This window comes from Candidatus Zixiibacteriota bacterium (assembly GCA_029860345.1).
Lineage (GTDB): Bacteria > Zixibacteria > MSB-5A5 > GN15 > FEB-12 > JAJRTA01.
Genome location: JAOUBJ010000018.1, coordinates 1 through 21,625 on the forward strand (window position 1 = coordinate 1; position 21,625 = coordinate 21,625).

Sequence of the window (21,625 nt, forward strand, 5' to 3'; positions counted from 1 at the left end):
GTGACATACTCGACGCGCGAAGCGGGAGGAAGTGGTTCACCACCTTCGACTGCGCTCAGGGTGACATACTCGACGCGCGAAGCGGGAGGAAGTGGTTCACCACCTTCGACTGCGCTCAGGGTGACATACTCGACGCGCGAAGCGGGAGGAAGTGGTTCACCACCTTCGACTGCGCTCAGGGTGACATGCTCGACGCGCGAAGCGGGAGGAAGTGGTTCACCACCTTCGACTGCGCTCAGGGTGACATGCTCGACGAGCGAAGCGGGAGGAAGTGGTTCACCACCTTCGACTGCGCTCAGGGTGACTGTGCCTTTACAAGCCGACTCGCCCTAACATAGTCAGAGCTTCGATGCGCGTGGCGGTTTTGCGCATCATGCCGCGGATAGCTGAAGTCACAATCCGGCTGCCCGGCTTTTTGATACCGCGCATGGTCAAACAGAGATGCTCCGCCTCAACCACGATCAACACACCCTTGCAATCGATAGCTTCCACCAACGAGTCGGCAATCTGTGTGGTCATCCGCTCCTGCACCTGCAAACGGTGCGACAAAATCTCCACCACTCGCACCATGTTCGAAAAACCGGCCACTTTGTCGTGCTGCGGAATGTAAGCCATGTGCACCTGGCCGAAGAACGGTAGCATGTGATGCTCACAAAGAGAATAGAACGAAATATCTTTGAGCGTGATCATTTCGTCTTTGTTGGAAGTAGTATACTTGCGAAGCTCGGCGGTCGGGTCGGCTGTGTAGCCGTCGAGCACTTCGTCGAAATACTCAAAGACCCGTTCGGGCGTGCGCTCAAGACCCTCGCGAAGAGGGTCCTCGCCGATTCCTTCGAGAATCAGCTTGACCCCCTGGGTGATCTTATCGCGATCTATGGCCACCGGTTAGCTCTCCGGTGTCGGGACGGGCGGCTCGACCGGTTCGGCATCGCCGGTCGACTCGCCAATTATGACATCCACTTCGGAGCCGTCGATGATCTCCTTCACCAGTAGCGCCTTGGCCAGCTTGTGCAGGTTGTCGATATTGCCGCGCAGCAATTCCCGGGCGGTATCTTCGGCGCTCTCTATAAAGGCGCGCACTTCCTGATCGATCACTTCGGCGGAGGAGTCTGAATAATCTTTCGGTTGGGCCATCTCGCGCCCCAGAAAAACGTGCTCTTCGGTTTTGCCGAACGTGACCGGTCCCACTTTGTCGGACATACCCCAGTTGCAAACCATCTTGCGAGCCAGTTTGGTTGATCGTTCCAGATCGTTGGCCGCGCCGGTAGCGATTTGTTCGAACACGAGCATCTCGGCCACCCGACCACCCATCAGAACGGCCAGGGTGGTTTCAAGGTATTCGCGCGAAAGGGTGTGTCGTTCATCCACCGGTAACGACTGGGTCAAACCAAGAGCGAGACCGCGCGGGATGATCGTGACTTTATGAATCGGGTCCGCCTTGGGCAGAAGTTTGGCCACCAAAGTGTGTCCGGCCTCGTGGTAGGCGATGATTTTCTTTTCTTCGTCAGCAATCACCAAAGACTTGCGCGCCGAACCCATCATTACCTTGTCCTTGGCCTCCTCGAATTCCACCATGCTCACTTCGGTCTTGTTGTGGCGTGCGGCCAAAAGCGCGGCCTCGTTGACCAGATTGGCCAGATCGGCGCCGGACATCCCGGGTGTACCGCGAGCAACCACCGACATATCGATTCCTTCAGCCAGCTTGATCTTGCGGACATGCACATCGAGAATCCCCTGGCGTCCCTTGACGTCCGGTGTCGGTACCACTATCTGACGGTCGAATCGACCGGGCCGCAACAGCGCCGGGTCGAGCACATCGGGCCGGTTGGTGGCCGCCACCAGGATAACACCTTCGTTGGATTCAAAACCGTCCATCTCGACCAGGAGCTGGTTCAATGTCTGCTCACGTTCGTCATGGCCGCCACCCAAACCGGCGCCGCGATGACGACCGACGGCATCTATCTCATCGATAAAGACAATACACGGTGCGTTTTTCTTGCCTTGTTCAAACAGGTCTCGCACACGGCTGGCGCCGACACCGACAAACATCTCCACAAAGTCAGAGCCGGACATCGAGAAAAACGGCACACCGGCCTCACCGGCCACGGCGCGGGCCAACAGCGTTTTACCGGTACCTGGGGGACCTAACAAAAGGGCACCCTTGGGAATCTTACCGCCGAGTTTTTGAAACTTGGATGGTTCTTTGAGAAACTCGATAATTTCCTGCAGTTCTTCCTTGGCTTCATCGGCACCGGCCACATCTGAGAAGGTAACTCTGGGGCGCTCATCGGTAAGCAGCTTCGCCTTGCTTTTGCCAAAAGAGAACAGCCCTTTGGGTCCACCGGAACCCTGCATCTGCCTGATGAAGAACAGCCAGATCAAAACCAAAATCACCCACGGCGCCGCCGCCACCAAAATCGAGAAAACGTCCGGCCCCTGAACCTTGGCCACTATCTTGGCCCCGGCTTCTTCCAAACGTGTGATCACCGCGTAGTTGATATCGGGAAACGGAATCCTCGTCTTGAACTTGGAGAACGATTGAGTATCGTTCGATGAAGCGAAAACTCTCGGCTCGACCAATCGTCCTTCCACGTCGCGGTCGGTAAAGGAGGCCTCCGAGACGTTCTTGTTGTTGATTTCATCGACAAACTCGGTGTAAGTAATCTCCACCGTGTCCCGGTTGAAACTGGTGTAGTAGCTATAAGCTGCAATTACAATCAAAGAGAATGCGGCCCAGAAGATCAGAGATCTTCCTGCGCCCCGCCAGCCGGTGGGCGGTGTGGGTTTATCGGAGGAGTCTTTCCCTTTTCCGGGAAGACTAAAACGGCCTTTGCCTTGTTTATCGTCGGTCACACATACACCGTAGTTAAAATGTTATCAGCTACCCGTTATACTCTCAAAAAGACTATCTATTCTATTCCTGTCGGCCTTTTCTGATTTCTTAGTGATCAATCACTTTGCCAATAAACGGCAGGTTGCGGTACAATTGCGTGTTGTCCAGACCGAATCCGATCACAAATTCGTTGCCTATCGAGAACCCTTTGTATTTTATATCCAGCCCCACCCGATGGCTGGCTGGTTTGTCCAATAGAGCAACAACTTGCACCGAGGCCGGTTCCTGGGCGGCCAGTTGTTTGATTATCATCGAAACAGTACGTCCGGTATCAACCACACCTTCGATTATCAAAACATGTCGACCCTTCAAGGGCATCGGCACGGCACCGCCGAATTGTACGTTCTCGTCCTGATCGCGACCGTTGCGGTAGGAAGCAGCCGAGACAAACTCTACTTCCATCGGTAAAGAAATCGAGCGCATCAGATCGGCCAGGAAAACGACACACCCCTTGAGCACTCCCAAAAGCACCGGCGTCTGACCTGCGTAGTCGTTATTGATCTCTTCACCCAGTTCGGTTATGCGCTGGGCTATCCTCTTTTGATCCAGCATGAGCTCAAACGGCTGCAACGGCTTTTTTTCTGGGGCGGACGATTTCAATTTTCAATACCTCTTTTGTTGAGCTATCTACCTTCACGCGGTCGGCAATCTCAAAACCGACCAGCCAAACAATTCCATCTGAGTCGCACACTACCGGAATCTCGTCGCGATAAACCGGTGGCACTTTGCGGTCGGTCAAGTAATCACCAACCTTACGAGAGCCTTTCAGACCCAGCGGGCGGAACCGGTCGCCCGACCGAATACTGCGCACGGTCAGCGGCATCTCCAGCTTGGCCAGGTCCAAAACGACCGTCCGTGATCTTCGTTTGCGATCGAGCTGTCCGGTGTACCGTTGCCTGAGACAACGCACGGTCAGCAGCAATCGATCAAGCAGACAATCGACACCTGGTTTCAGCCGAACCGAGAACCTGATCCTCTCGCGTCTATAAAGAACCAGTTTACGGGCGACAATCTCCGCCTGTAGCCTGCCTCGCAGCGAGATCGCTTTGCCTTTGTCGACGGCCAATGTGTCCAGCCGGTCGACCTGCGTCTTGTCCGGTTGCGTGTTGGTGCGCAAACATTCTGCGATACAATGCCTTAGCACACGTCGCCGTAACCATACATCATAAGTACGGAGTTTGACCAAATCAAGTTCAATTTTACCGCCAACAGTTTTGCGCCTGACATTTTTGAGCCGACTACTCGCCTGGGCGGCAAGATAACGTTCCTCCTCCAAACTGGTCTCGGCCAGGTTCAAGAGCGCGCGGTCGACCGAAGGATTCAGCCGCTCTCGAACTTGCGGCAGTAACTGATTGCGAATAAAGTTTCGTGAGTAGTCAAGGGCTGCATTAGATTGATCGATGCAGAAGGCGACCCGCTGTTTTTTGAGATAAGCCAGAATATCGGCTTTGCTGACAGTCAACAGTGGCCGGATAACCATGCCCCTCTTGATAGGGATACCAGTCAAGCCCCGCTTACCGGTACCGCGTAAAACTCGAAACAGAATCGTCTCCACGTTGTCGTCGGCATGATGGCCCAGGGCGATCCTTTTGCAATTGTGTTGATCGGCCAGCTGGGCAAAAACTCGATATCTCAGATCACGCCCAGCTTCTTCCACAGATTTCTTGACCCGCTTGGCCAACGAAGGTACATCCTCGCGCACCATGGTCAACTCGACTTTCAGTTTGTCGCAAAGATGCCGGCAAAACTTCTCCTCCTGGGCAGCCGCCTTTACTCTGATGCCATGATTGACATAGGCGGCGTGAAGGGAGAGCTTCATTGAACGTTTCAGCCGGGACAAAAGATGCAACAGCGCCACCGAGTCGGGACCGCCTGAGAGAGCGACGAGCACCGAATCGCCGGGCTCAAGTAATTCGTGCTCGGCAATAGTCGTTTTGACTTTGTTCAGCATCTTACCGGCAAAGATACCTTCTTTGGTGGAAATTGCGAACTAAAACGGTGGCGCCCATGAATGGGTCTCTTGCGCTCCGCGCCCTGCTCATTTCATGTTGAGCGGAGTCGAGGCATAAGATTGCCGCGCGAATCACGCCGATAGGAGCCACTGGTGGCCGCGGGATTCGCTCGCAATGACTCAGAAGGATGGGCTTTCAACAAACCCACTGTTGTGAGTGCGGGCCGCTATCCTCAAAACCGTTTCTGATAGACATGGCAGTAAGGCTCTTTGCCGGATCGTTCGTAGTAATCCTGATGGTAGTCTTCGGCCGCCCAAAACTTGTCGGCTTGCACCACCTCAGTAACGACCGCGTAGCCGTTGGCCTTCAATAGGCCTATCAGCTTCTCGGTGATCTCTCGCTGATGGTCGTCGACATAGAAGACCGCCGAACGATACTGATCACCCACGTCCGGTCCCTGTCGGTTGACCTGAGTGGGGTCGTGGATTTCGAAAAACAGTTTGGCCAGACTCTCAAAATCGATCTTGGAAGGATCGAACAAAACTTCGACCGTCTCGGCATGACCGGTGCTTCCTGAGCAAATGTCCCGGTAACTGGGATTGTCAATTCGTCCGCCCATATAGCCCGAGCGCACGCCGAGAACACCTTCGGCAGACTGCAGAAGATGCTCAGTCCCCCAGAAACAGCCACCGGCGAAGTACGCTTTGGCGCTTTCAAGCTGAGCCGTCTCGGAAGTGAAATTCATTGAGATCGAGTTGACACAGTGTCGGGTGTTCTTCTCGGTTAATCCTTCGCCGACAAAAACGTGTCCCAAATGAGCCCGGCAAAAGTTGCACACGATTTCGGTGCGGCGGCCGTCGGCATCGGGCACCTGGCTCACCGCCCCTTTGATGGCATCATCAAAACTGGGCCAGCCACAGCCGGAGTCAAACTTGTCGGTCGACTTGAACAAGGGCGCATCGCACCGCTTGCACGTATACACGCCGGCTTCTTTGTGATTGTAGTACTTTCCGGTGAATGGCGCTTCGGTACCTTTATCCACGATGACTCTTTTTTCATCTGATGTGAGCGTGTTCTGTTTCATGGTATTACCGTGCTCTTTTTCACCCTTGACTTTCACACTAAACGGCAGTGCAACCAACAATCCAACCAGAGCTACTCTGTAGAGTATCAATATCGAATGTTGGCTCCAGCGCACCTTTGTGTCAGTCCGGGGGGAGCGTTTTTGATTGAATGTGTGCATGGCTTTATCCTTTGTATCATAGACACACGGAGTCGCCATTTTGTTCCAGCGAAATCGGCGCCGGTGTTCTTGTGGCAAGGTCGATCGAGACCCCTGACCCGAAGGCGAGAGCCACGGCTTGTCCGTGTCGTCTTGAGCGCAGTCGATGCATGAACGAAGTCAGCAGCCCAGAGGATGAGATTGCCGCGTCGTCCCGCGCAGCGCGGCACTCCTCGCAATGACGCGAAACAAGGTTCTTTCGACAACTGTCCACCAACGTGTGCGTCCCCGACTTTCAAAGTGAATTCAGTCGGTGAACGGTACGGTGCGGATTCCGGTGGAAGCGGACAGTTGCTCCGCCTCCGCACTCGTGCGACAGAAACAGGCAAGCCTGTCTTTGGGTATCGCAGAGAAATCGATATCCCCACTGTGTCTGTATTCTTTCTCCTGCCGCCAGTCGGATTTGCTCCCGGCCGATTGTGTCAGCCAGGGTTCGATGACCGAAGGAGGTCCCTCGGCACTTTGGTAGTAGCACACCGGTTTGATTCCGAGGGCGTTTGCCGTCTTGCGTTCAATGCCAATACCGTAAGGTTCGAAGGACATCTGGCTATAGCGAGCGCGCCATCTAATAAGCGGAACCAATTCGCTCGGCCGAAGCGCAGAGAAGCAGACACACCGTGTATTACCCGGCATGTTGTTGCTGGAGGCTACTATCTTTCGGCTGTTCATAATCGACTCGAGCGTGTCAAAACCGCTTCTGGGACACTTCTGTGAGTGCACGACGTCCCGATAGTAATCAACTGCCCGCTCGGTGGGCCAACATGTGTTTGCGGCTCGTGTCCAATGAACGAGATACCTGTCCTTACACGAAAGAATCTCCTCGGTCAAATCTTCCGGCGCAATGGTGTAGCCCAGTTTTCCAACCCGCGTTTCGTGATTGATCCGCCAGCTATTAATAATCGGCTTGCCGTCGGTCTCGGCGGCTGCGACAAGCTCACTCATGACACCGCCCTTTCGGATCGATATAGGGACAACCACATCTGAGTCGAGCGCGATCAATTGATCGCGCTCCTGCATGAGTTTGTGCTTGTCGAACGATCGTTCATCAATGGCCAACAACGCGCGAAAGGTTACAAGAGTCTCATCGAGTGCAAACTGCTCCAAGGTCTGTTTCTTGATCTTGAAGAAGTCAGCTTTTGATGCTGCCGGAATCATCAGAATGAGCGGAAGTTTTTCAACCGAAGCCAACGCCGTGATTAGCTCCCAGGTTTGCACACCGACGGAACTGTGTAACACCAACGAGTTGGCTTTCACCCACCGGACGGCGCTCAAGGTCTGACGCACCCAGGCATCCTGGCCGCACGGTCGCAACGGTTGCCTGGACAGCAAAATGGCCGCTGAGCGTTGTATCTTCATCTGTTTCCTCGATAAGGTTAGTACCGATGGATTATAGAGCCTGCCTGCCCACTTGGCAAGGTGGATTGTTTTTGTTGCGCCGACCTGGGATCTTCGGGATCATTGACAGATCATGCTTTCACGTCGACTCATACCCGGGATACTCGCTTGCACGATCCTTGCCGTTTCCACCCAGGCTGCCACGCTTACCGTCGAGCGCGGCTCGAACCTGCAGTCGGTGATTAATTATGCGGTCGATGGCGACACCCTGCTTCTGGGAATCAAGACCTTCGAAGCGACTCCCTCAGAGTTTGTCGACTCCCTGTGCGGAAACTGTCTCGATCCAAAAACGCTGGTGACTGCCTCCACCGGATTCGTGATCAGAGGTAAGTCGCTGGTTATAATCGGCCGCGACCGCTACCAGACACGCCTGATGACCAAAGCCGGCTATGGTGTCTATATCGAAGACTCCCCCTCGACCAAACTGATCAACCTGACTATCACCGGTGGCCGACGCGATGCCGACGGCAACGCTACCGACGCCGCCGTGGTCGTGCGGCGCTCCAACGTACAACTGGAGAACCTCGAGATCATCGACAACGATCACCGGCTCGACAGTGTGGTTGTCGGCATAGGTGGTGCTTTCGGTCGCGAAGGATCGACCATGATGGTGGCGAACTGCAACATCGTCAACAACGGCTGGGACGGAATCGCGCTCTACCGCGGGGCCTGCGCAACCGTGACCGACTGCTTGATCAAGGGTGGACGCGGCGCCGGCATCGGCGTTACCTGGGATGCATCGTGCGTGGCCTATCGTAACGAAGTAACCGGCTACTGGAAGGGTATCGGCGCCTTTGGAACTTCCTGGGTAATCGCCCGCAATAATCTGGTGCATGACAATCTCGGCTGGGGCATCATCGCCACCGGCCAGTCGTTTATGGATATCGCCAACAACGTCGTGCATCACAACGGCAACTGCGGCGTGGCGCCCTGGTCGACCGAAAGCCGCGGACGGATGGTCAACAACATCATCACCGAAAACGGTTGGCGCGAACAATGGGTGTGCCCGTGTGTCGGTGTCTGGAACTACGGCGACTGGGCCAAATGGCAGTTTTCAAACAACATTGTCTTCAATAATAAAGAGGATGAATACCGGGATATCTGGGACCAAAAAGACATAAACGGCAACCTGGGCGTTGATCCACTGTTTGTGGGCCCCTCAGATTTTCATTTGCAACCGGAATCCCCGGCGCTGAATATGGGCGACTCCACTATATACAATACCGACGGCAGCCGCTCCCATATCGGCCTCCACGGCGGACCCCAGGCAGGCCCGTGAACCGGGCATAAATGACTCTCATCTACACCCGCAATGTCTCCTTTTTTTCCGCCTAAACTCAATCTCGATTTGGGCCGATTCATAAACAAAACCATTTTAATAAACTCTTTACCAAAAGGTTGAATTATGAAGAGGCTGATGTTCTTGCTGCTAACCGGACTGTTGGCAATCTGTACCGCTTTCATGCTCGGATGTGAAGAGGATGCCGCTATTACCGACGATGGCGGCAACCATACCATTCTGACGCCGGAAGACTCCTCAATGGTTGAGGACATGCTGACTGAAGACATGCTCAGCACACCGCTGGACGCCCTCGGCGTCTCCTGGGAACTGGTCGACCATATTCCCGGCGCCCAGGGCGCCAAGTTCTCCGGTACGTCTCTGGCCCTTGGTACCGATGAAGAAGAGATGATCATAACCGATGCCGGCTATGAAGGCTACAGTGACGGCTGGCATATCTTCCACTTCGCCGCGGTGGCTGTCGATCAATACAGCTATGGCGGAGTCGATTACTATGACACCGTATTCATCGGCGGATGGGATTCCATCCAGGTAATTGCCGATGGTGTCCCGATTCAATATCCGAATGACCAAACCGTTGTCGAGGGTCTCAATGAACGTGCCCACGTAAACTGGGAGGACAACGACGATGAGCATACCGGATCGCTCAATCATATCATAGAAGCCGATATGAGCTATGTCGAGGGAGATACTATTCTCACTCTCAACGGCAGTACCGATGACCAGATTTACAGTGGTGAAAACCGTGAATGGGGCGTCTGTGACATAACCATGACCCTGGATCAGACAATCACCAACCTCGTGTTCAACGTCAATGTCGAAGGGGACTGCCCGGAGTCGGGAACCATTTCGTCCATCAGTTCCATTGACGCTTTCTGTACCGGTTTGGATGCAAACGCCGGTGATACCCTTGATGTCAACAGTAGCTGGACAGTTACAGCCACTATAAACGAAGGCGAAGGTACGGTGACCGTCACCTTCACCAGCGGAGCTATCTCCTGGACAGTTACTGAACCCTGCGACGAAGGCGGCGCCCAGGCTACTTCGGGCTGGAACAAGTAGATACTAATTGTTCAGACTCAACCGGTCGTTTGCTTAATGCTCACGACCGGTTTCTTTTTACTTTTTTCGATTCTGAATCGTCTTGGTCAAAGTCCGCCAGGTGGCCTCGACCTTTCGGCGTCGCGATTGACCGACCGCCAGCTCTCTGGCTTTCGATAGGTGTTCAACAGCCAAATCTAACTGACCACTATCGTTAAGGGCCACGGCCAGACTATAGTGCGCCTGAAAACTATTTGGATTCAACTCAACAGCACGGTCTAGCAGGATGATTGTCTGTTGCAGATTGTCAGCCTGGTATTGGAACCCAGCGTAAGCTGTGAGCACTTCGACATCATTACTGTCAAGCTGATACGCCGCTTCGAAGTTCCTCAGACATTCGTCCAGACGGTTGGTTTTCATGAAAAGTATGCCGGCATAGAGACGTGCCTTGACATCCTCATCGAATCGTTGCTCCAAGTGGTCGGCGGTCTGTAGAAGATCGATATCTCCTCCAAAGCGGAGATAGTAAACGGCCAACAACAACGACCGGTCTCGACTGGCGCTCTCACTTTTTAGAAAACCCGGGACATCAACCGGAACATGGCCATCCTGACTACTGTAACCGGTCATCCAGTTCAGATAGTTCAGAATGAAGCTGGAATCGACCCGCTTGTAAGGTGGTTGGTCCCATGCTTGCAGCGCATACTGAAGCCTGCGGTCGGTCAACTCCGGATACTTGCGGGCGTGATCCATGAGGGCGGTGTATTCGTGAATCTGGTTTTTGAACTTAGTCGTCTGTAAGACCTGCGCGAAACGATCCGCCGATAACACAGGCGAACTGTTGACATAGGCGAATGCGAAAGTCGATACCGCTCCAACCAACAACACCGGCAAAACCTGAGGCGGAATCGAACGTTGGGGACGAGCGATGTATCCTATCAGTACGGCCGACGAAATCAGAAACATCGGCAATGAGAACAGATCCCAGTCTCGTGGCCCACCCAATTGGGGTGCAAAGAAAACCACAAACAACCCCGCTGGTACGGCCAGCCAAATGGCCAGCAGTAGTCTTCGATTGAGTTCAGCACCGCTGTGCTTTCGCACCGCCAAGATTGGAAGAAAGAAAAGGATCGGCAACCCCGAAAGAAGCACCCAGTTGACCAGATTCCAGCCGTGATCGGCCGTGAACAGAGCCAGTTCAAATCCTTCCCGTCCGACCAAACCAAGAAGCTGACGCTCCAGACCAAACCAACCCATCGAACGACCCAGATAGCCAAGGCACAGAATCGAAATGAAGAGAAATGACAAACTACGATTGACCCTCGCCACCTTCAGGTCATCAGATCCGTGCGACAAAAGGAAAACCAGGACCACTGGGCCCAAGAAGAGAAAAAAGGCCACCGCATGAACCAGACCCGCTACCAGATATAGGGCCAGGAACTTCCACGCCGATCCATGGCCGTCCACAACTTTAAGCGCCTGCAAAAGCACAAAGGGTAACATCGCCGCAAGAATGGAGTAGCTTTCAATGTACCCAAAGAACAGGACCGTCATCCCCGAACTGATCAAGATCAAAAACAGCTGGATCGACTGCCGGGCAGTCATATAGGCAGCCAGTCGCCAGGCACCAACCACAAAAAACAGGCCACAGGCAACACTGACTACATTATAACAAGTTTCCGCGCTGAACTGGTTTGGGATGAAAAAGACTCGGCACAAAATCGCGTGCACAAAGAAATCACCCATCTCTGTCGGCAGTAGAAGGCGACCATCGTCGATCTGGCTGAGCCTGAGGACAGCATCGCCCAACAAGGTAGCCGAAGACTCATAGTATTTGAACAACGCCCCAATCGCCAACACCAACAGCAGAGGCACAACCAACCGCAAGCGCCTGTTGTCAGCTATTATAGTGGAGACGCCATCGAGCCGACCTTGAATCCCCAAACTCAGGCTCGACCACATTAATAGTACACCGAGAGTCAACCCAACTCCAACCGCGCCGCTGGGAAGGAATGCCCCGAAATTGAATCCCCACAATAGTCTGATCTCTATTAATGTAGCGGCTGCAAACAGAGCCAGAATCAGCCCGCTTGAAATATAAGCTGCCCGATGTTCGGGTTGATTCTTCATTATCCTGAATGAATAACTCAAGCCGTCGAAAAACAAGCGGCCTTTTTCCCACAATCGAGTTCTTGGCGTTGCCTGACTTGCGATCTCATCCTGAGTCCAGAGGGAGCAGGGGCAAGGATTATCAGAAAGTTCCGATACAAGAGATTAGGACGGCCGGTCTCTTTGTACCCGTGAATTCATTGGGACCGCGAGCCGCGATAAGGATGATAGATAAGGATGTGAATCTACTACTTGAGGAGGAGTACGCCCGCGACATAAACGCTACCAAAAAACTTGGCTTTTTGCGCTTGACAACTAGCCCATCTATACCTATATTGGCTCTCGGACGATGGACGACAAACACAGATCGACTCCTTAGGGGTCCAAAACTTCTTTCCGGGTATAGCTGTTCTAGTACTTCGAGTTCGTACTGATTAGGTGTCGGTGCGGATGTTACAAGCAGACTTACTTATACTATACGGAATTAACTGCTTCGAAGAAATGTCATAAGAAGAAGGCGAGTCTCGCTGAGCGCGTGCGTTCGGTCATGGCGGCCACTAACACTCTGTTTGCGGGAGTGCTCCTATTGAGCCTTGGCTAAGGGTTAGCAGAAGTAGGACGATCGAATCTCGATTAGGAGGATTGAATGGCTCTCGGAATGAAGTTTACTGGACTCGTTAGAACGACCTTGATGGTCGGAGTTCTGGCCCTGTTGGTGTTGGCCTGCCCCACGGCCTACGGTCAATTACCTGACCTGATTGTACAAGTCGGCGATACCACCGCTGTGTCTGAAGCCCAAAACACGGTTGTTTCAGTGTATCTGTCCAACTACCATGACACCGTCGCCGGATTTAACATCTGGCTGCAATTGGATCGGCCCGATATCCTGATATTCCAAACCAATGTAGATAGTACTATCGACACCACCAGGTGGCTTTGTCTGGATTATGATCCTGTCGTCACCGACTCATGTGTCGACTCCATTCACGTTACGGGTGACTCGATTTTTTGGCGGTGTGATGTTTGGGAAGGCCCGATTTGTACAGACTCCACAATGGTACCGGCTGATTCTACTCACGACTGGTCACATCCGGCCGAGTGGGACTGGTTTAATGTCGATACCAACGAGGTGCTGGTCGGCAGCATTGATCCTGTCGGCACATTGGTCGAGGATTGGGAATGGGTAGACGCCCGCTCGCTCTCCGGCTATGGAACCGATCTGAATATTGCCGGTATCGCCGATCTTCCCGAGCCACCCTCCACTCCCGGAATCGCTCCTCAGCAGGGCGGGCTTTTGATAAAGCTGCTGGCCGATGTGTTGAGCATACCGGATACTTTGGTGGACCGCGAAGTTAACATGCTGATCCAATCGAATTTCCTGGCTCACTTCAACTTCTCCCGGCCCGATGGCACCTCGATCGGTATTCTCCAGGCCGAGGTTCCCGACACCAACTACTGGTTCTGCGAAATGTGGGCCGGCAACACCTGCCTGACCTGGAAAAGGGTCTCATCGCCGCCGGCCGACTCTATGGAGATCGGTGTCGACACAGTGTCGTATATAGACACTGTCAATGTCTGGTTGGCCGATGGCTCCCTGACTATCGACCCGCCGCCCGACGGCAAGTGCTGCTGGGATGATAACCCTGAGGATTCGGTCAGACTTTGTTCCAATAATATAGAATGGGCCTGCGATACCCTGCCGGACAGCAAGTGGTCAAATGGCGCCGACTGCGCCGTGGCCGATCCATGTCCGCTGGGAATCTGCGGTGATGTCGATGCCTCTGGCTTATGGCCACCCGATATTTCCGATCTGGTATATTTGGTAGACTATATGTTTGTCGGCGGCCCGGTACCCGAGCCCATCTGGACAGCCGACATGGCTGACTGTAATGGAGCCGTTGATATCTCGGACCTGGTGTATCTGGTCGACTTCATGTTCTTAGCCGGTCCCCAACCATGCGATAACTGTGTGAAATGAGAATAACAAGGTAGACATATTTGTAAGCGGCTGTCCTCACCTTCGGGTGGGGCGGCCAGAACCCTTAACTCTAAAAGTAAAGATGGAAAGGAGGACTCTTAAAAGAGGTACTAACTTATGACACACGCTCAAATGAAAGGACGTTGTCTGGTTCTATCCCAAGTCGCAAAAAGCTGCTCTGAGACTAGGTGGCTCTCGTCTGGAGTTCGGTTAGAATGTGACGCGAGGGGGGAGTTTGAATTGGATAAACGTACAACTCATGTTTTTTGCTAACGAAGTAATTAGGAGAACAAAATGAAACGCATTTCCTTGATGCTTGCATTGTTCTTGACCCTTTCATTTGGCATGGCCTTTGCACAAGGTAACGGTAGCTCGGTTAACCTGGACGCTGTTGACGGTCTCCAGGGCGGTGAAATCCCCACTAACCTAGGTGCTGACGTTACTTTCCACTTTGGCTATACTAACGGCGACGGCGCCAACAAGGCCAAAGGTATCACCAACGGTTACTCCCTCAGTGCTACTGGTGGAGCGACCTGGACTAACGGCGCAAATGGCGACGAGTTCAGCTTCGGCCCGGCCCCGGGCAACTTTGACCTCGTTTGGTCAGTCAACACCTTCAGTTGGGATGGCGCCATGTCTGATACCATCGGTTTCGGTGGTTCGGTCATGCTCGGCCCCGGTCTGCCTCCAGGCTATTCCGGCCCGGCTGTATACTTCACCGTGAACTTCGGTACCGGTGGTGGTTTCGATAACGAAACCTTCTGTGTTGACTCCGCCTACTACCCGCCGTCGGGTACCTGGATGTGGGCCTACGGTTCGACCGTTGGTTCCTTCCCGCCTAGCTGGCAGGGTCCGCACTGCTTTGGACTCATTGATGTTCCGAACCTGTGTCCGGACTTCACTGCTGCTCCGACCTCCGGTGGTGGCGATCACTGCGACCTCGTTGTCCTGCAGTACGCTGCTACGGATTTCGAAGGCGATCCGATCACCTTCTCCGTGACCGCCGGTGTTGGTTCTATTGACGCCAACAGTGGTCAGTATACCTATGCTCCCACTCTGGCTGACGTAGGTGCTTCTCTGGGTGCTACCATTCTCGCCGACGACGGCCTGCATGGTGGAGCCTGTAACACTGTCGATCTGGTCCTGAACTTCACCAATGTGGCTCCCACCATCGTTTGTTGCGCTGGTGTGGTTCCGATTGGTCAGGGTAACACCGGTTCACAGTGTTTCTCGACTAACGACGAAGACTGCGACCCGTCCACCGTTTCTCTGGGCAACATCAGCCCGACCCCGGCCGGTAATATCTACATCAGCGGCAACAATGTTGTCTTTGAAACTGATCCGACCGACGGTGGCGCCGCAGGCACTATCTACACAGTCGAAGTTTGCGTCACCGATGGCGTGGACGAAAACTGCTGTGTGGTAGAGTTCAACGTTTTGACCGTTGAGCCGTTTGAAGTCCAGATCGAGAAGACCCACAATACCCTACAGGGTATGCATGTAATCGTCGACGTCACTCTGAACAAGGGTTCAGAGGAAATGGGCGGTTACGACATCCTGATCGCTTATGACGCTTCGGCTCTACACTTCCAGGCCGCCATCCCCGGCGACTTCCACACCCAGTGTGGTTGGGAGTATTTCAACTACCGCTTTGGCCCCAACGGCAACTGCGGTAACCAGTGCCCGAGCGGACTGCTCCGCGTGGTTGCGATTGCTGAGACCAACAATGGTCCCAACCATCCGCTCTGCCTCAAGATCGATCCGCTACCGGCCGTCCTGTTCTCACTCGACTTTGTGGTCAGCAATGACCGTACTCTCGAGTGCATGTACGTGCCGATCCGCTTCTACTGGGCGGACTGCGGTGACAACAGTATCGCCTACCATCCGGCAGACGATCCGCTGTCTTCGGTCCAGGGTGTTTCCCGTTATGTCATCGACTTTGACCTCATCGGTCATATCGAAGACATGTTCACTGGCTTCCCGACCTACACCGGTGTCCAGAGCGAATGTCTGGAAGGTGGCGGTCCCGACAAGCCGGTTCCGATTCAGTTCGTTGACTTCCTGAACGGTGGTGTGGACATTGTATGTGCCGACTCCATCGATGACCGTGGCGACATTAACCTCAACGGTAACTCCAACGAAATTGCTGACGCTGTGCTGTTCAGCAACTACTTCGTTCATGGTATCGGCGTGTTTAATGTCAACTACCAGGGTCAGGTCGCTGCGACTGACGTGAACGCTGATGGTCTGACTCTCAGTGTTGCCGACCTCGTCTACCTTATTCGTATCATCGTCGGTGATGCCAATCCGTACCCGAAACTGGGTGCCGAGGCTGCCTCATACGCTTACGAGAATGGTGTAATGTCTGTCGACTCAAAGATGGGCGCCGCCTTTGTCGTGATCGAAGGCAATGTGAATCCGACCCTCCTGGCTACCGAAATGGAAATGAACTATGCCTTTGACGGCCGTAACACTCGCGTCTTGGTTTCCAAGATCGACCGTGTCGGCTTTGAAGGAAGTTTCCTCCAGTTCGACGGCCGCGTGGTCAGCGTCGAGTTTGCCACTTATGATGGCACTCCCGTTGCCAAGACGGTAATTCCGCGCAGCTACAGCCTGCATCAGAACTACCCGAACCCGTTCAACGGAATGACCAAGATCGCCTTCGGTATGCCGTTTGGTGGTGACTACTCCCTTACCATTTACAACGTAACTGGTCAGAAAGTCGCCAACTTCTCAGGCTCCGCCGATGCCGGTCAGATCACAGTTGACTGGGATGCCTCCAACCAGGCCTCAGGTGTCTACTTCTACAAGCTGGATACCGATGACTTCACCGATACCAAGAAAATGGTATACTTGAAGTAAGCCTGTTTGTGCTTAAATACTCCCCCGGAAAGGTTAATCCCTTTCCGGGGAGTAAAAAACGAAAGGAGAGAAAAAAGGAACCATCTGATATCGATTGAATAGCGAAAAACCAAGCCTGAAATAGACAGGAAAACTACTGTGACCAGATGCCGGGAAAGCTCCGAAACCCCTTGCCAAATGGTCATTTTTTTTTATCTTACAAGCGAGGTGATTTGCGCAATAGCCCTGTTGTGCATAATGTTGCGCGATTGCATAAAGACTGTGACTTTCACGGGAATACAACTCTCCTCGTTGCCCTTGGTCACGCCCGTTACTACAAGGGGACTTTTATAGTCCGAGTGTTCAAAAGTTGACATTGCATCGACAGTAGGCCTTTAAGCCTATACCGCCCATGATGCTGTAAGTCGCCGAAAAAAGGCGTTCGGCGCCCTGCCGCTTGGCCTGTCATGACTGACGGAATATGCGGCCACTGTTGATGAAATGCAGAATCGGTCCGGTAATTGCTGAATAAGGAATCGGCATCATCCGTTTGGCCGGATATGCTGCAAATAGCTTGAGGTAGTTTGTGAGAGTTTTGAGGATCATAGTCACGTTTTTGATGCTTGGGTCGGTTGTGACCTGTATGGTGGTGGCCGAAACCACCGACCGACAGGCAAGCGCCGACCTGGCATACACTCTGTGGCTTGATACGGTACATGTTTATCCGGGCGAGAGTGTCGGATTCGATATCAACCTGACCAACTCAGGACCGGTCGGGTCCTTCAATCTTCTGATTAAATACGATCCCTCTGCCGTCTGGCCGGTTAACCTGACCTTGGAAAACACGCGAGCAGCCGATTTTGAGTACTTCGAGTACACGTACAACGAAGCCGGCCGACCGGGCGAGGTCAGACTGATCGGTATATCCGAACTGGGTGCCGGACCGCCATTGGCCGCCACAGCTTTGCCGCCGGGTGATGGTTCGCTGGCTCGGATTACCTTCACCGTGGCCAATACTCTTGATCTGGCTGGTTTGTACATCCCGGTCAGGTTTGTCTTTCACGACACACCGATCAACGACGACAATACTCTCACCGACGACTCAGGTGTCAAAATCGGCCAGACCGAGATCGAGTACTATGATGGATTCATTGCCGTCCGCGAGATGGGCGAAGTGAATCTCGGGGATGTCAATATCAACGGCTTCGCCTACGAAGTCTCAGACTACGTTTATTTCTCAAACTATTTTGAGAATCCCAACGCCTACCCCATGAACGCTCTGCAACTGGCCAACTCCGATATGAACCTCGACCACATTCCGGCCACCATATCCGACTTGATTACGCTCATAAACAAGATCATGTCCGGCGCAAAAGCTTCACAAGCCGCCGGCGGATCATACGACCTGACCGCAACCATCGAGTCCCGATCCACTCAGACCGCAACCATAGTTGGCTACCAAACCGACTTTGAGGTTGGAGGCATCTTTCTGGCGCTTCGAACCTCACAGCCGGTGGACTTGCAGAGTATCGAGAACCTGAACCAGAATATGAGTATCCGTCTCCTCACCGAAGGAGCTCAGACCCGGCTGTTTATTTATAGCCCGGATGGACACAGTATGCCCGCGGGGTCCAACGACTTTCTGAAAATCAACGGACTGACAGGTGTGGAGATAACATCGATGGATCTTGCCGGCGCCGATGGGCGCACGGCCATGGTATCGTTTGCTCCGACGGCTGCGCCACGGCCGGAGGACTTCACCTTGTTTCAGAACTATCCCAATCCGTTCAATCCGGCCACTCAGATCGACTTTGGTCTGAAGGTGGCATCGGATGTCCGGCTAACCGTCTATGATTTGTTGGGACGCCAGGTAATGACTCTCCTCGACAGCCGCTTGGATGCCGGTCGACACAGCACAACCTGGAACGGACGCGACCAAAACGGACAGGTCGTCTCTTCAGGCGTTTATTTTTATCGCCTCAAGACTCCCAACTCAGAAGAAACCCGCAAGATGATACTTTTGAAATAACCAGTCGCGTACCGCGACTTTTGATGAGATAATAATTGGTCCTTTTGGAGGTCATAAGATGAGATTTAAGAAAATTCCCGCCATCGTACTTTTGTTGTTTCTGGCTTTTGCCGGGTCTGCTTCGGCTCAGGTGGGAGTGTATACCTGTATCAACTCGTACATCGACTGTGGACAGATTAGTAACTCTTCAGTCGACCAGGTTGCAATTCAGGATTTCGCCGGTCGCCCCGGCGACACTGTCTGGATGCCGGTTCACTTGAACACCAACGATACGGTCTCCGGCTTTCTGATTCTGGTTGAGTTCGATTCGGCCCAACTCACCCCGGTCCATTACCCTTTGGATCCGCAATATCCCGATGATACTCTCTTCGTGCAGTATCAGTTGGCCGGTGCTCTTCAGCTGGCTCAGGATCAACAGGATATTATTGATCCGAACAAGGAAGTCTTCTTTGCTCAAATCTCAACTCAGAGCGCCGACAGTGGTTTTCCTACTATTATTTGTGCTTTCAATCTCGGCTTCGGTGGCGGTATAGACTCCACCCAGACCCCGCCAAGGATGAATCCAACGACCGATTTTATATTCCGCCTGCCCTTCCTGGCCAACCCCTCCATGCCCGATGGCGACTCGGCCAACTTCTCATACAGGGAGGTTAACGAGTTTGTGGTCACCAGCGAAGCCTTGCTCGAGGCCTTCTGTGCCGACTGCCGCCGCACCAATATGAGCGTCGACCGAGACTGCGAGGTGGAGGTCTATGACACTCTGGCCACTGTGCCGCAGTTGATAGTCGATACTTTGCTGGATACGGTCACGTGTACTTCGGTGCTCTACCCAACCACCCTTCCCGGCCAGTTCTTCGCCGATGCCACGCCGCCCCCGGAAATCCAGAGCTTTGCATCCACCGCGCCGGGTGACTCGGTCGGTACCGGCGATGGTTTCGTACTGACCTGGACGGTAGTCAATGCCGATTCAATATTCATCACCGGACCCAGTGTCGACTATGCTACCACCATTCTCTCTGATTTCCTGTCGGTGAATGCGCCCGCCACCCAAGGCAGCTTTACCTACACACTGACGGCGATAAATGCAACCGATACGTCTACTGCTGTTCGCACCATGTTAGTCAAAAACCCGGATGACGACCCGCCGGATGATCCGCATCAACCGGTGATCAACGTTAATACTTCGCACTTCATTGATGTCGGAAACACGCTGGTCTTTACAGTATCGGCCACCGACCCGGATGGTGATTTCGTTACCCTTGAGGCCACCGACTTACCGACCAACGCTACTTTTCCAACAGTCACCGGCACCGGCTTAGCCTCGGGGACGTTTACCTTCACCCCGACTTTGAACCAGGCGGGTACAGAAACAGCAACTTTCCGCGCCTCCGATGGAAACACTTCCCCAACTACGGTCACTGTGCAGATTAACATTGCCGAGCCGGCTTTTGACAAACTGTTCACCTCGTCGACCGACAAGAGTGCTTCCGGTGGTATCCCCGGAGTGCCGAGCTTCCTCTTCCCGGTCAACCTTGTGACTTCGCAGACCGTATACGGCGTGCAGTTTGACTTCCTTTTCGATGAAGCCAATTTTAACGTTAGAAACGTGCTGACCAACCATAACACGGCCGAGTACGTTATTTACAGCAACGAAGACGACTCGCCCACACCCGGAGAAGTGCGAGTGATTACCTTCGGTATGGCCAACGAACCGATCGGCACCGACGGTACAGAGGTTCTATTGATCGAGATGGAGGTAGAGTCAGGAGCCCTGCCGGGACAGTATCCTGTCTACTTCAACTATGCCTGGGAATCAGTCAATCCCGATCCGAATTTCCCCTCGTTACCGTTGATTGCCGACACAGGTGTCGTTCAGGTCGACATGTTTGGCGATGTAAACCTCAACCTTAATGTCGACGTTGCCGATTTGGTGAGTATAGTGGGACATATTATTGCAGCCTACACCTTGAACCAGAGACAGATCGACGCCGGTGATGTGAACTTCGACGCCTCGGTCAACGTTTTTGACTTGGTTGCAATCGTCAATTCGATACTTTCCGGTGTCCCATTGGAGGGTTCGCCGAGTTTGCTCTATGAAGATCAGTACGCCAAGGTCCAGCTTGACTTTGACGACCTACAGCAGGGGGAATCCGATCTGATAGTGGTGCGCTCCGACCTGCCGACCGACATTGCCGGTGTTGAGTTGGAAATCCTCTATGACCCGGCCACGGTCTACCTCGGTCGACCGGAGCAGGGGGAGGATGCTACCACCATGTCGATAAACTCATCCAACAACGGCGGTGGGAAACTCAAAGTACTGCTGCACTCAGGCAACCCGTTCGCCGCCGGCGGCAGTATCAATTCAGGCGAGGTGGAGTTGGTAACGATACCGATCACCACCAACGAAGCCGTCGCCAGAGGTGATACCACCCAGATCAAGCTCAGCCAGGCGCTGTTGTCCACCTCGTCGGCTACCGCCGTTCGGGTCGAAGGGCTGGATGCACCGTTGCCGACCTCGTTCAGAGTCGCCCAGAACTATCCCAATCCGTTCAACCCGTCGACCACCATTGAATTCTCGTTCGGACCCATTGGAAAGAAAGTCAGGCTGGAAATCTTCAACATTATTGGACAAAAGGTAACCACTTTGGTCGATGACTTCCTCTCACCAAGGGACTATAGCGTGGAATGGAATTCCACCGACGACAACGGACAAAAAGTTGCCTCCGGGGTCTATCTGTACAAACTACAGGTTGGCACGGAAAGCCAGACCAAAAAAATGCTGCTCTTGAAGTAAGGACCCAGGAG

The 21,625-nt window shown here is 53.5% G+C and carries 14 protein-coding genes; 7 read left to right on the plus strand and 7 right to left on the minus strand.

Annotation, left to right across the window (positions count from 1 at the left end; all coding sequences use genetic code 11):
• Positions 1-338 (plus strand): hypothetical protein (locus OEV49_15610; GenBank protein MDH3892491.1); only part of this gene is annotated, 338 nt, incomplete at its 5' end.
• Here OEV49_15610 and folE read toward each other — a convergent pair.
• The 6 genes from folE to OEV49_15640 form a co-directional block, all read right to left on the minus strand.
• Positions 313-882 carry a GTP cyclohydrolase I FolE gene (gene folE, locus OEV49_15615; protein ID MDH3892492.1) on the minus strand — a complete coding sequence of 190 codons (570 nt, stop codon included), beginning with the start codon at positions 880-882 and terminating at the stop codon, positions 313-315. The two genes, OEV49_15610 and folE, sit on opposite strands and share 26 nt — an antisense overlap.
• 3 nt (positions 883-885) lie before the next feature.
• The gene (ftsH, locus tag OEV49_15620; protein ID MDH3892493.1) at positions 886-2,745 is read right to left on the minus strand and encodes an ATP-dependent zinc metalloprotease FtsH; all 1,860 of its coding nucleotides are present in this window, start codon (positions 2,743-2,745) and stop codon (positions 886-888) included.
• 196 nt (positions 2,746-2,941) lie between these two features.
• On the minus strand, positions 2,942-3,463 hold the full coding sequence (gene hpt / locus OEV49_15625; protein ID MDH3892494.1) for a hypoxanthine phosphoribosyltransferase: 522 nt from the start codon (positions 3,461-3,463) through the stop codon (positions 2,942-2,944).
• The gene (gene tilS, locus OEV49_15630) at positions 3,450-4,844 is read right to left on the minus strand and encodes a tRNA lysidine(34) synthetase TilS (GenBank protein MDH3892495.1); all 1,395 of its coding nucleotides are present in this window, start codon (positions 4,842-4,844) and stop codon (positions 3,450-3,452) included. The genes hpt and tilS overlap by 14 nt, the downstream gene beginning before the upstream one ends.
• 233 nt (positions 4,845-5,077) lie before the next feature.
• The gene (locus OEV49_15635; protein MDH3892496.1) at positions 5,078-5,929 is read right to left on the minus strand and encodes a bifunctional methionine sulfoxide reductase B/A protein; all 852 of its coding nucleotides are present in this window, start codon (positions 5,927-5,929) and stop codon (positions 5,078-5,080) included.
• A 444-nt stretch (positions 5,930-6,373) separates the two neighbouring features.
• Complete coding sequence (locus tag OEV49_15640) at positions 6,374-7,483, minus strand: hypothetical protein (protein MDH3892497.1); 1,110 nt, start codon at positions 7,481-7,483, stop codon at positions 6,374-6,376.
• A 112-nt stretch (positions 7,484-7,595) separates the two neighbouring features.
• On the opposite strand from OEV49_15640, the gene OEV49_15645 reads away from it, so the two are divergent.
• The gene (locus tag OEV49_15645; GenBank protein ID MDH3892498.1) at positions 7,596-8,801 is read left to right on the plus strand and encodes a right-handed parallel beta-helix repeat-containing protein; all 1,206 of its coding nucleotides are present in this window, start codon (positions 7,596-7,598) and stop codon (positions 8,799-8,801) included.
• Positions 8,802-8,927: 126 nt separating this feature from the next.
• Entirely contained in the window at positions 8,928-9,884 is a 957-nt protein-coding gene (locus OEV49_15650; protein ID MDH3892499.1) for a hypothetical protein, read from the plus strand.
• Positions 9,885-9,941: 57 nt separating this feature from the next.
• Here OEV49_15650 and OEV49_15655 read toward each other — a convergent pair whose 3' ends face one another.
• Positions 9,942-11,993, minus strand: a complete 2,052-nt coding sequence (locus OEV49_15655) for a tetratricopeptide repeat protein (protein ID MDH3892500.1) — start codon at positions 11,991-11,993, stop codon at positions 9,942-9,944.
• Positions 11,994-12,618: 625 nt separating this feature from the next.
• On the opposite strand from OEV49_15655, the gene OEV49_15660 reads away from it, so the two are divergent.
• The 4 genes from OEV49_15660 to OEV49_15675 all read left to right on the plus strand — a co-directional run bounded on the left by OEV49_15660 (position 12,619) and on the right by OEV49_15675 (position 21,614).
• Complete coding sequence (locus tag OEV49_15660; protein ID MDH3892501.1) at positions 12,619-13,950, plus strand: hypothetical protein; 1,332 nt, start codon at positions 12,619-12,621, stop codon at positions 13,948-13,950.
• A gap of 294 nt (positions 13,951-14,244) precedes the next feature.
• Complete coding sequence (locus OEV49_15665; GenBank protein MDH3892502.1) at positions 14,245-16,812, plus strand: T9SS type A sorting domain-containing protein; 2,568 nt, start codon at positions 14,245-14,247, stop codon at positions 16,810-16,812.
• Positions 16,813-17,377: 565 nt separating this feature from the next.
• Positions 17,378-18,820, plus strand: coding sequence for a T9SS type A sorting domain-containing protein (locus OEV49_15670; protein MDH3892503.1), 1,443 nt, complete (start codon positions 17,378-17,380; stop codon positions 18,818-18,820).
• A gap of 58 nt (positions 18,821-18,878) precedes the next feature.
• A complete protein-coding gene (locus OEV49_15675) occupies positions 18,879-21,614 on the plus strand; it encodes a T9SS type A sorting domain-containing protein (GenBank protein MDH3892504.1) in 2,736 nt (911 codons plus the stop codon).
• Positions 21,615-21,625: the final 11 nt, after the last annotated feature.